The 12,394-nt window shown below is 44.0% G+C and carries 8 protein-coding genes; 4 read left to right on the top strand and 4 right to left on the bottom strand.

All coding sequences use genetic code 11. The annotated features are described in order from the left end of the window. Positions 1–128 precede the first annotated feature (128 nt). Positions 129–1,157 (top strand): dihydroorotase, encoded by a 1,029-nt coding sequence (gene pyrC, locus OCU77_RS06385; protein WP_048897084.1) that lies wholly within the window; start codon positions 129–131, stop codon positions 1,155–1,157. Between the two features lie 96 nt (positions 1,158–1,253). On the opposite strand, the gene OCU77_RS06380 is transcribed toward pyrC, so the two are convergent. The 4 genes from OCU77_RS06380 to OCU77_RS06365 form a co-directional block, all read right to left on the bottom strand. Next, on the bottom strand, positions 1,254–4,346 hold the full coding sequence (locus OCU77_RS06380; protein WP_048897083.1) for an efflux RND transporter permease subunit: 3,093 nt from the start codon (positions 4,344–4,346) through the stop codon (positions 1,254–1,256). Next, positions 4,343–5,428: an efflux RND transporter periplasmic adaptor subunit gene (locus OCU77_RS06375; protein WP_048897082.1), complete on the bottom strand. Its 1,086-nt coding sequence runs from the start codon at positions 5,426–5,428 to the stop codon at positions 4,343–4,345. The genes OCU77_RS06380 and OCU77_RS06375 overlap by 4 nt, the downstream gene beginning before the upstream one ends. A 1-nt stretch (position 5,429) precedes the next feature. Beyond that, positions 5,430–6,443 (bottom strand): efflux RND transporter periplasmic adaptor subunit, encoded by a 1,014-nt coding sequence (locus OCU77_RS06370; RefSeq protein WP_048897289.1) that lies wholly within the window; start codon positions 6,441–6,443, stop codon positions 5,430–5,432. A gap of 437 nt (positions 6,444–6,880) precedes the next feature. Further along, on the bottom strand, positions 6,881–8,389 hold the full coding sequence (locus tag OCU77_RS06365; RefSeq protein ID WP_048897081.1) for a fumarate hydratase: 1,509 nt from the start codon (positions 8,387–8,389) through the stop codon (positions 6,881–6,883). A 274-nt stretch (positions 8,390–8,663) separates the two neighbouring features. Between OCU77_RS06365 and pabB the strand changes: the two genes are divergently transcribed. The 3 genes from pabB (at position 8,664) to OCU77_RS06350 (ending at position 12,330) form a co-directional block, all read left to right on the top strand. Continuing rightward, positions 8,664–10,061, top strand: coding sequence for an aminodeoxychorismate synthase component 1 (gene pabB / locus OCU77_RS06360; RefSeq protein WP_084711669.1), 1,398 nt, complete (start codon positions 8,664–8,666; stop codon positions 10,059–10,061). Positions 10,062–10,272: 211 nt separating this feature from the next. Beyond that, positions 10,273–10,899 (top strand): CoA pyrophosphatase, encoded by a 627-nt coding sequence (locus tag OCU77_RS06355; protein WP_048897078.1) that lies wholly within the window; start codon positions 10,273–10,275, stop codon positions 10,897–10,899. 180 nt (positions 10,900–11,079) lie between these two features. Continuing rightward, complete coding sequence (locus tag OCU77_RS06350; protein ID WP_048897077.1) at positions 11,080–12,330, top strand: aromatic amino acid transport family protein; 1,251 nt, start codon at positions 11,080–11,082, stop codon at positions 12,328–12,330. Positions 12,331–12,394: the final 64 nt, after the last annotated feature.

Here is a 12,394-nt window from a genome sequence, read left to right as displayed (position 1 = left end):
AGTTTCACGCCCGCCCAGCAAACGATTGCGTCTAAAATCACCGTTTGCTCAATTTGATGTAGAATTCACCTTTACATCATTAAGTTATACTTTTAGAATCGGGCAAATTTTTTGGGAGGAAAGCGACTATGACGACTTTGACTATCACACGCCCCGATGATTGGCATGTGCATTTACGCGATGGCGACGTACTAAAAGATACGGTTCGCGATATCAGCCGTTATATGGGACGCGCGATCATAATGCCGAACTTGATCCCACCAGTAACGGACACCGATGCCGCATTATCTTATCGTGAACGTATTCTTGCTGAAGGTCCTCAAGGCAATTTCTCCCCTCTTATGGTTATCTACCTAACCGACAACACCACTCCTGAAGAAATCCGCAAAGCAAAAGCCACTGGCCATGTTTACGCCGCTAAACTTTATCCAGCCGGTGCAACAACCAATTCAGATTCAGGTGTGACTTCGGTAGAAAAACTGCTTCCAACATTCAAAGCAATGCAAGAAGTAGGTATGCCACTATTAATCCACGGTGAAGTAACAACGCACGATGTCGATATCTTCGACCGTGAAAAAGCCTTCCTAGATAACGTACTCGGCCCAATTGTTGAAATGCTACCAGAACTGAAAATTGTTCTTGAGCATATCACCACAGCAGATGCCGTTGAGTTTGTGAAAAATGCAAGCCCTAACGTTGCAGCAACGATTACAGCTCACCACCTAATGTTTAACCGTAACCACATGCTGGTTGGCGGTATCCGTCCGCACTTTTTCTGTCTGCCTATTCTAAAACGTAGCACTCATCAACAAGCCTTGATTGAAGCGGCAACCAGTGGCAGTAAGAAATTTTTCTTAGGTACGGACTCAGCGCCACACGCTAAAGGCCGTAAAGAGTCAGCTTGTGGTTGTGCAGGCTCATACACTGCACACGCTGCTATTGAGCTTTACGCAAGTGTATTTGAAGAAGCTGATGCTTTAGATAAGCTAGAAGGCTTTGCTAGCTTCAATGGTCCTGACTTTTATGATCTACCGCGTAACACCGATACCATTACGCTACAGAAAGAAGCATGGGCAGTGCCTGAAACCATGACATTCGGTGACGATGTAGTTGTCCCGATTCTGGCTGGTGAAGAAATGCAATGGAAAGTGCGCTAAGTACTTTCTCGTTACAATAAAACACTAAAAAATATAAAGGCTCCGCTTGAATATAAGCGGAGCCTTTTTCATTACCTTCTTTATATCTTCAACTCATTAATTCTGCGCTGCTAACTTAGCTTGAGAATGATTTGGGACAGGTACTTTGTGGAATAAACGGTAAAGCACAGGCACCACGATCAAGGTCAGTACAGTCGCGAAACTCAAACCAAACATGATGGTAACCGCCATTGGTTTAAAGAACACATCAGGTAATAAAGGTATCATCCCAAGTACGGTTGTTATCGCCGCCATACACACAGGTCGTACCCGACTTACCGCAGCATCAACCACGGCGCTATACATGTATTTACCGCTGGCGACTTCAATTTCTATCTGATCAATCAGTACAATACCGTTTTTGACTAACATCCCAGATAGACTTAAAAAGCCAAGCAATGCCATAAAACCAAATGGCGTATTCAGCGCCAATAAGCCTGTCGTCACACCAATCACCGCCAGCGGCACTGTCGCCCATACAATCAAGGCTTCTTTAACTTTCTTGAATAAGAAAATCGTGATTAAAAACATCACAAGATAACCCATAGGCATGGTTGAAAATAACGATGCCTGAGCATCCGCTGACGATTCATACTCACCGCCCCACTCTAATGAATAGCCAGGTGGATACTCCAATCCTTCAATTACAGGTTGAATACGCGCTTGCACCGTTGCCGCTGTTTCATCGCCTAATGGGTTAGGGTCGGCCATCACAGTGAGCATGCGTTTGCGATCTTTTCGCACTATCAAAGGATCTTCCCAACGTATATTAACCCCAAGCATCACTTGCTGAAGTGGCACATACCCTTGGTTAGCTGGGCTCCATATTTTCATGCCTTCGATAGTCGATACATCAACCCGCTCTTTTTCAGGCAAGCGTGCCACGATAGGCATCAAATTAGTCCCATCACGGTAAATACCGATACTGAGTCCAGAAAACGCCATCTGTAACAGATCATCTACTTCTTCTTTAGTAATACCATAGCGGCGCGCTTGGCTTTCATTAAAAATAGGTTCAATCACCTTGGTGCGTTCACGCCAATCATGACGGATATTAAATGCACCAGGATCAGCATGCATAATATCGACCACCTGCTTACCTAAGCTACGTAATACTGTTGGGTCTGGCCCCACAAGACGTGCCTCAATCTTAGCCCCCGAAGATGGACCAAGCATGATTTGCTTCAACTTGTACTCGACTTGCGGAAACTCTTTATCAAGTAACTCACTAAATTGCGCCATATTTGGTAGCACAGCATCAAAAGAATCCAAGCGCACAATAAGCTCACCGTACGAGGCATAGCTTTTTTCAGGCGTGTAGGTCAGCATAAATCGCTGAGAACCTTTCCCCGCGCTTGAGCTAACATATTCGACCCCTTCTTGCTGCTGTAAAGCACCTTCCAATTCTTTTAGCGCCGCATTCGTTGCTCGAATATCGGTACCTTCTGGCAACCATACGTCCACCATGAACATAGGTGTTGTCGAAGATGGAAAGAAGGACTGCTTGAGTAAGGTAAAGCCATACAAACTGGCACCTAGCATGAAAACAAGTGAAATCACCGTGAACCACGCGCGGCGCATGCACCATTCCAGTGATGCTTTGTACACCACAAAAAACTTACCCGCGTAAGGATCATTGTCCTCAGCGTTTTCATCAGTTTTGACGCTCTTAAAGAACATGTCACAGAAAAAGGGCGTGAGTGAAATAGCGGTAAACCAACTGAGCATGAGAGATACGAGCAGCACGGTAAACAGAGTACGGCAATACTCCCCTGTTGAATCTTGCGAAAGACCGATTGGGGCAAATGCCATGACCGCAATCACCGTCGCTCCAAGCAATGGCCACTTGGTTTGCGTGACAATATCAGAAGCGGCCTGCGATCGAGTCCGCCCTTTTTGCATGCCTATCAGCACCCCTTCGACCACCACGATGGCATTATCCACCAGCATCCCAAGCGCGATAACCAAAGCCCCCAATGAGATACGTTGCAGATCAATCGCCATCCATTTCATGAACACAAACGTGCCCAGAACCGTCAACAATAAAATCAGGCCAATCAAAATACCAGACCGTAACCCCATGAAAAATAGCAGCACTACGATAACAATCGCGACCGCTTGCCCTAAGCTGACCACAAAGCCACTAACCGATTTATCAACCTCTGTCGGTTGACTGTAAACCGCACTGATATTAATGCCTATGGGTTGTTGCTCTTTGAGTTCTGCAAGGCGACGTTGAACTTTGTCACCAATTTTCACGACGTTGACGCCAGAAACAAACGAGATCCCTACATTCAAGGCTTGCTTACCATTGAAGTTAATCAGATTAGAGGGGATTTCTTTAAAGCCACGCTGGATAGTGGCAACATCACGTAAATAAATCAGCCCTTCAGCGCCACTCTCGGTAATGATTAAATCCCCGAGCTCGTCAACGTTTTTGAACTCCCCTGTCGGATGCACGCGAATGTATTCATCCCCAACACGCACCGCCCCCGCGCTACTCACTAAATTTTGCGCGGCTAGGGTGCCGTAAATCGTTTGAGGGGAAATACCAAGGCTATTCAAGCGCTGGAGTGATATTTCAATAAAGACCTGTTCTTGTTGTGTGCCTGTCACAGACACCTTACCGACACCGTCAACCAGCTCGATTTCTCGTCGAAGGTAGTCAACATAGTCATTCAGTTCTTTGTAGCTATAGCCGTTCCCTGTTATTGCTAGCAAAATCCCAAACACGTCACCGAAATCATCAATCACTGAAGGCTCAGCAACACCTGGCGGTAAGCTGGGCTTTAAATCATTCACCTTACGACGTAACTCATCCCAAATTTGTGGTAAGTCATCTGGGCCATAGTTATTTTTCATCGTGACGGTGATCTGCGATAGACCCCGGCTTGAGATAGAGTTGACCTCATCCACATAAGTCAGCTGCTGGATCGCTTTTTCAATCGGGTAAGTAACTTCCTCTTCGACTTGAAGCGGAGTTGCACCGGGGTAAGAGGTTACCACCATGGCATCTTTGATGGTAAAAGCAGGATCTTCCAAACGGCCAAGCCCAAAGAAAGCCATGGTGCCGCCGATCAAAAAGATCAATGTCAGCATCCAGCTGATCACTTTGTTCTCGATGAAATAGGATGCGATATCTTGTTTCATGGCTGGTTATCCTCTTCATCAACAACAATCACACTCTGTCCATCGCGTAAGCGATTACCACCAGCGATGACAATTTGCTCACCTTCTGTCACACCAGAAAAAATGCGTACTCCTTCAGGCACCACTTTGTCGGTTGTGATTTGCCGTTTAGTCACGGTATTGTCCGTATTGACGACCCAAACGAATTTATTAACTTGTTCTATCCCATCACCATCTTCGTTGAAAATCGCCTCTACGGGCACAACAGGCTCACCAGCTTGATATATTCTCAGCTTCTGGGCGTCCGCTTTCACCTCAACCGCCATACCATCTAAAATGAAACGATCAGTGGGCATAGGCATGGTTAACGTCACCAGAAAAGTACCAGAATCAGGATCGAGCTCAGTGGTAAATTCTTTGAGTTTCGCCCGATATTCCACACCATCAGGCATAATCACCCGGGCATTAGGACGATCCCGCTCAATTTCAACCGCAGAACGCTGAGAAAAGATCATATCAGGCGCTTGAATATGGATATCCACTCGCTTAGTACTGTGGATATTCATGACCTGCTGACCGACTTGGACATTCTCGAATTCTTCAATTGGCACTTTGGAGATCACTCCTGAAAATGGCGCTCGTAGTTTCGTGAAAGTTAACCGTAACCGAGCCAAGTCCAATCGTGCTCTAGCAATGCTTCGCTGGGCACGTAGCTCATCAAATTGTGATTGTGCTAAATAACCTTTCTCGACCAATTTTGCCGAGCGACGGTACTGGCTATCTGCCACGTTATATTTAGCAAGCGCATCATCGACTTCCAGTTGGTAATCCGTTGGCTCAAGTTCGGCAAGTAGCTGACCTTTCTTAACAAGATCACCAGGGCGAACCAATACCTTGGTTACCTCACCTTGAATACGAAACGACAAGCTGGATTTATCCGCAGCAGCAGCGACAGCAGGAAATGTCAGTAAAGGCGCGGCATCGGCCAATGAAACAGTAGTGATTTTTATCGGTTGTTCGATTACACGCGGTTCAACAGCCGCTTTGTCACACCCGACCAGCATAAAAGCACAAAGGCAAAATACGAGTAATAACGTCTGCATGCTATAACCCTCTCTCTTTTACCCAAGCACGCACTTTCTGACCATCGACTAACTCATCAACACCTGATGTTGCGATAAGATCACCATCTTGGAGACCTTGAGTGATATGATTATTGGTATCTAATTCAACAACCGTTTTTTTAATCATTCCCTCACCATTAACATGCCATACATAGGTAGCACTTCCTTCGGTGAGTATGGCGCGTTGAGGTATTGCACCTGCTTTTCCTTTAGGGATCTTTATACGCACTTGCCCTGACATACCAGGTAAAATATTTTTTCCTTTGGGACGATCCATGTACAAGGTGACTTTGTAGCTAGAGGTTTTAGGATCGGCTTCTGTATCGACTTCTTTAAATTGTGCGGGATAAGATTTATCTAATTCAGTATCAAAGGTGACCTGTGGATTAATCGCATTGGTGTAGCCTTTAAAACGTGCAAAAAGATGGTCAGGAAGCTGAAAGGTCACATTGATTAACCCTGCACTTTGGATATGTAAAACAGGCTGTTTTGCGTTCACATATTCATAGTTTTCAATCAAAGATAGCGAGATATTGCCATCGTACGGGGCAAGTAAAGTGGCATACTTAAGGTTGGCTTTTGCTTTATCGAGAGAGGCTTTGGCTTGCTTTAACGCCGCTTTAGAAGTGTCGTAATCCAGTTCAGATATTACCTTGGTCTTTCGCAGTTCAACATCACGATTAAACTGGACCAACGCCAGCTGATAATTCGCTTGTGCTTGCTTCATTAACTGGGTCAGCTCATCGACATTCAGCATGGCAAGTTGCTTACCTTTTTTAACGATATCCCCTGCATTCACAGAGATGCTCGCCAACTCCCCCGACACTCTGAAAGCAAGAATGGCTTTATCACCAGCTTCAACTGTTGCAGGAAAGGTTCGAAACGTATCATTATTGCCTACTGAGACAGACATTAACTTCACAGGACGTGAATCAGGCTCTGCCACAACGTCTTCTTTTTCACCACATGCAGCCAATGATAAACACGTTGCCATCGCCGTAAAAAATCGTGTTATCTGCTGCTTACTTTTTAATAAATGCTTACTAGTGAAGCTATCAGCTGTAAAGCTCGGATTAGCGAAATTCTGTGACTGATCACTTACGCACTTATCCATTATCATCGGCATCTACACCCCTGTCAGTCATCTAACTAGCGCTGATAAACATCCTTTTTTTGTCTGTTGAAATGTGAAAAATTGCACATTAATTCAGTGAAAATTTTGTGGATGCTTTTAAACAGTGTAGACACTTAGCTCAATAGCAAGAATATTTATGCTTATAGCAAGCTAAGTTATGGCATGAAAAGCGAGAGGGAAAAGCGCGTAGAACCAAGTTTTTTCTATGAAGTAAACTCGTAATAGCAAGATAAAATAACACCAGAAAAGCAAAAAGGAGCCGAAGCTCCTTTTTATTTATTTAGCAAATATCCACATTAAGCATTCATTTCAGCAATTTTCACTTGCCAGATGTCTGGGCCTGTTTGGTGAGCATTATTACCCGTTGAATCAACAGCCACTGTGACTGGCATATCCTCAACTTCAAACTCGTAAATAGCTTCCATACCAAGATCTTCAAAAGCAACAACACGTGCTTTCTTAATTGCTTTCGCGACAAGGTAAGCCGCACCACCCACTGCCATCAAGTAAACTGCTTTGTTTTCCTTGATAGACTCAATTGCCATTGGGCCGCGTTCTGCTTTACCTATCATGCCAGTCAAGCCTGCTTGCTCTAGCATCATATCGGTAAACTTATCCATACGTGTTGAGGTTGTCGGGCCTGCAGGGCCAACAACTTCATCACCTACAGCATCTACTGGGCCGACGTAATAAATAAAGCGATTGTTAAAATCAACTGGAAAATCTTCACCACGTGCTAGCATATCTTGAATGCGCTTATGCGCGGCGTCACGGCCTGTTAAAATTTTACCTGACAGCAGTACTGTTTCACCTGACTTCCACTCTTGTACATCGGCTTTGGTAATATCATCAACATTGACACGACGAACATTATTACCCACTTCCCAAGTCACTTCTGGCCAGTCTTCCAGTTTAGGTGGTGTCAGTTCCGCAGGACCTTGGCCATCTAAAGTGAAATGAACATGGCGTGTTGCTGCGCAGTTAGGAATCATGCACACAGGTTTAGAAGCAGCATGGGTTGGTGCAGTTTTGATTTTTACATCAATAACCGTTGTCATACCACCAAGGCCTTGCGCGCCAATACCCAGCTTATTCACACGGTCAAAAATGTCTAAACGCAGTTCTTCTTCGGCATTTTGTGCACCGCGTTCTTGCAGCTCATGAATATCCACGGATTCCATCAGCGATTCTTTTGCCAGTACCGCTGCTTTCTCAGCCGTACCGCCAATACCTATGCCCAGCATGCCAGGTGGACACCAACCTGCGCCCATCAGAGGTACGGTTTTCTCAACCCATTCTGCAATGTCATCAGACGGGTTTAGCATTACCATTTTCGTTTTATTTTCTGAACCGCCGCCTTTCGCTGCGATCTGAATGTCCACTTTATTACCCGGTACCATATCAATATGCACAACTGCAGGTGCGTTATCTTTGGTATTTTTACGGCTACCAGCAGGGTCAGCAACAACCGATGCTCGTAGTGGATTATCTGGGTTAGTGTATGCTTGGCGTACACCTTCATCGATCATCTCTTGTACCGTCAGATCACTGTCCCATTGAACATTCATACCGATCTTTACGAAACAAGTTACAATGCCTGTATCTTGACAAATTGGGCGGTGACCTTCCGCAGACATGCGCGAGTTAATTAAAATCTGCGCAATGGCATCTTTCGCTGCCTGACTTTGCTCTTTGTTATAGGCTTTTTCCAATGCTTGAACAAAGTCTAATGGGTGATAGTAAGAGATATATTGCAAAGCATCTGCAACACTACTAATCACGTCTTCTTTACGGATGACAGTCATATTTGCCCTCGTTGATTATTATCATTCCATGGCGCCCGATTTGCATCCTTTCAATGATTGCAACCTTGAGATACAAATAGGTATCAGTAGGGAAAGTTACAATCACTTTGCCAATATCCTGCGGCATAACCCTTTTGTTATATTTACTGACATAAATCGCCATAAATAAGCCAAAAGGTTCTTCCTTGGGCGTCGTATTCAAAACTCACTTTATGATACTCTTGCGGGCAACTTCGCGCTATGCGCTAATCGAACACCTGTCACAAAAAAGAAAATGATTTGTAAATCACAATCCTCGCTAAAGATTGAACAGCTCAAGTATCATCCAACTGCGTCACTGGAATGGTTTTCACCACTCTCTGCAATGCCGTGGGCTATGATATTACGCTCTGCTGCCAACAATCATCCAGATAATCGCTTTGATATTTTAGTTGCTGATCCTTTAGCCACTTTAGAGACACAAGGTGAAATAACCCGTATTAAATTGTCAGATGGTGCCGAAAAAACAAGCACCGAGGATCCCTTCAAGCTCGTTGCTTCACTCCAAGCATCATTATTACCGTCAGTTAACACTATGACGGGTATCCCTTTTCTTGGTGGGGCTTTAGGCTTTTTTGGTTACGATTTAGGAAGACGTATAGAAACTATACCTACATTAGCAGAACATGATTTAGCCACTCCTGATATGGCTGTAGGGATCTATGACTGGGCACTCATTGCCGATCACCAACGTAAAGAACTGTTCTTAGTTTCACCAAAAGACAGTAACCGCTTAACTTGGCTTCAGGATCTGAAAAACACTGCACAATTGAACCACGAAAAAGATGTTTCACAACATCCTGATGAATTTGCATTAACATCTGATTGGTCTGCCAACATGACTTTTGCGAGTTATTGCGAAAAGTTTAATCAAGTACAAGAATATTTAACATCCGGTGATTGTTATCAAATAAACCTTGCTCAGCGCTTTTCAGCCAGCTACTGCGGGAATGAGTGGCACGCATATTGTAAATTAGACGCTACGAATGGCGCGCCATTTTCAGCCTTTATTCGCACAGATCAAAGCAGCATTTTATCTGTTTCGCCTGAACGTTTCTTACAGCATCAGCAAGGCCAGATTCAAACTAAGCCAATCAAAGGCACTCGCCCTCGCTTTAAAAACGAACAAGAAGATCATGCCAGTGCAGAAGCGCTACGCTTAGCTGAAAAAGATCGCTCAGAAAACCTGATGATCGTCGATTTATTGAGAAATGATATTGGCAGAGTAGCAAAAGCAGGCACTGTAAAAGTCCCAAGTCTATTCGCTATCGAAAGTTTCCCTGCCGTTCATCACCTTGTTAGTACGGTAACTGGTGAGTTAGCTAGCCAGTATTCCCCGTCTGATTTGCTGCGTGCTTGCTTTCCTGGTGGTTCAATTACAGGCGCCCCAAAAGTGCGTGCCATGGAGATCATTGAAGAACTCGAACCCAACCGTCGAAACCTCTATTGCGGCAGCATTGGCTATATTAGTCAATGCGGCAAGATGGACACCAGTATCACAATTCGTACTCTTATTGCAGAAAACCAAAAAATATATGCTTGGGCAGGGGGTGGCATAGTCGCAGACAGTGAAGTAACCAGTGAGTATCAAGAAACACTGGACAAACTCAGTAAGATTTTGCCAATCTTATAATTACAAACTGATAACTTACACAGTGATCGATTTAACAATAAAACTATATGAGTATTGAATCTGCCTCTGAAACACGGCTACTCTGTAGCTTGTTTCAACCAATATTTAGCAACGGATAGCTGAATATAATGTCAAACAGTCGCCTGTGTCCCCTAGCGACTACACTAGAAGCTGCAGATCACCAAAATGCAGAGTGAACCACGGAAGGGTTATGAACCAGCAGCAGTTATTAAGTCGATTTATACTGGCGCCAACCGCAGACTATGACGAAAGTCATCAGTTGCGTGTGCGCCAGCATCTTGCTGCTCACTCCCTGACTACCCAACAACACCGCTCTCCGTTTAAGCCAGCTGCCGTGCTGATTTCGCTTGTGCCTCGTAATAACACCTTTAACGTTGTGTTAACCCAACGTGCCCATCACTTAAAGCATCATCCAGGGCAAGTTGCTTTTCCCGGTGGTAAAAAAGAACACTCTGATGTTGATCTTATCGACACTGCGCTAAGAGAAACCTATGAAGAGACAGGAATTATTTGTAACCGCGATAACATTTTAGGACAACTTCCGCCACTTCCAACAATAAGTGGATATGTCGTCACACCATATTTATCAACCATTTCCCCGCACTACTCTCCCACATTAGATCGCAACGAAGTTGACAGTTTATTCGAAGTTCCACTCGAATACTTAATCAACCCATTGAATATAAAAAGCCATAAATTCCCTGTAAATGGCCATTTACATGATATTTATTCCATATCATTCAGCAAATATTCAATTTGGGGTGCCACCGCACAAATGATTAAAATTCTATCAATGCAGCTTTGGCATGAAATATAATATTGCGACGGATTACTTTAGCTAATGCAAATACCAAGTAAAATGTGACGGCGATCACTTTTAATTGTATTGCAAAATGTATACATTCAATAACGAGATCTTAATCAAAGTTTTACTTCTATAAATCCTCAAAATGCGCCTCGTTCCTAACGTTCCCGTTCCGAAAATTGGATTTATACTATGCAAACTACTACAAGTTCCGCATCAGCAACTGCTCCAAAAGCAAAGTGGACCTATAAAGATTTCACTTGGGCATTATCACTATTTGGTACCGCTGTTGGTGCCGGTGTACTTTTCCTTCCAATCAAAGCTGGCGCTGGTGGCTTCTGGCCTCTTGTTATTTTGGCTCTTATCGCTGCACCAATGACTTGGTTCGCACATAAAGGTCTAGCACGCTTTGTTCTTTCTTCGAAAAACCCTGACGCAGATATCACTGATACTGTTGAAGAGCATTTTGGTAAATCTGGCGCAAAAATTATTACGTTCGCATACTTCTTTGCCATTTACCCAATTGTACTTATCTACGGTGTAGGTATTACTAATACCGTTGACTCTTTCCTTGTAAACCAAATGGGCATGGAACAACTTCCTCGTCCATTACTGTCTGGTGTGCTTATCGCTCTAATGACTGCGGGTGTAGTGTTCGGTAAAGAACTTATGCTTAAAGCAACATCAGCAATGGTTTACCCACTAGTATTCATCCTACTAGCACTTTCTGTTTACCTGATTCCTGGCTGGAACACTTCTATGATGGAAGTAACACCAGACTGGAGCGCAATGCCTACTGTTATCTGGTTAGCAATTCCAATCATTGTTTTCTCTTTTAACCACAGCCCAATCATTAGCCAGTTCACAAAAGAACAACGTCGTGTATACGGTGACAACGCAGTTGCAAAAACTGACATGATCACTGGTGGTGCAGCGATGATGCTTATGGGCTTCGTAATGTTCTTCGTATTCTCTGTAGTACTTTCAATGTCTCCTGAGCAACTAGCAATGGCACAAGCAGAGAACATCAGTGTTCTTTCTTACCTAGCTAACGTTCACGAATCACCATTGATTTCTCTACTAGGTCCACTGGTTGCTTTCGCAGCTATCACATCAAGCTACTTCGGTCACTTCCTTGGTGCTCACGAAGGTCTTGTTGGTCTAGTTAAATCAGAGAAAACACCAGCTAAGAAAGCAGAGAAAATCTCTCTAGGTTTCATCGTAATCACGACTTGGGTTGTAGCAATTGTTAACCCAAGCATCTTGGGTATGATTGAGACTATGGGTGCACCAATGATTGCAGGTATCCTGTTCCTAATGCCTGTATTCGCAATGTACAAAGTACCAGCAATGGCTAAGTACAAAACTTCAGCACCTGTACGCATTTTCACAGCACTATGTGGTGTTGCAGCGATTACTTCTGTAATCTACGGTGCACTATAAGGTTAAATAACACTCTTAGAGTATTATTTACTACCAGCGCTGATTTCTGATAAGAAAATGTGCT

Source organism: Photobacterium swingsii (assembly GCF_024346715.1).
Classification (GTDB): Bacteria; Pseudomonadota; Gammaproteobacteria; order Enterobacterales; family Vibrionaceae; genus Photobacterium; species Photobacterium swingsii.
This window is presented reverse-complemented; position numbering and strand designations above follow the sequence as displayed.

Coding starts and splice junctions, on each gene's coding strand:
- OCU77_RS06350 (WP_048897077.1), top strand. CDS start 11,080: ATGCAAACTACTACAAGTTCCGCATCAGCAACTGCTCCAAAAGCAAAG.
- OCU77_RS06355 (WP_048897078.1), top strand. CDS start 10,273: ATGAACCAGCAGCAGTTATTAAGTCGATTTATACTGGCGCCAACCGCA.
- OCU77_RS06380 (WP_048897083.1), bottom strand. CDS start 4,346: ATGAAACAAGATATCGCATCCTATTTCATCGAGAACAAAGTGATCAGC.
- OCU77_RS06375 (WP_048897082.1), bottom strand. CDS start 5,428: ATGCAGACGTTATTACTCGTATTTTGCCTTTGTGCTTTTATGCTGGTC.
- pyrC (WP_048897084.1), top strand. CDS start 129: ATGACGACTTTGACTATCACACGCCCCGATGATTGGCATGTGCATTTA.
- OCU77_RS06370 (WP_048897289.1), bottom strand. CDS start 6,443: ATGGCAACGTGTTTATCATTGGCTGCATGTGGTGAAAAAGAAGACGTT.
- pabB (WP_084711669.1), top strand. CDS start 8,664: ATGATTTGTAAATCACAATCCTCGCTAAAGATTGAACAGCTCAAGTAT.
- OCU77_RS06365 (WP_048897081.1), bottom strand. CDS start 8,389: ATGACTGTCATCCGTAAAGAAGACGTGATTAGTAGTGTTGCAGATGCT.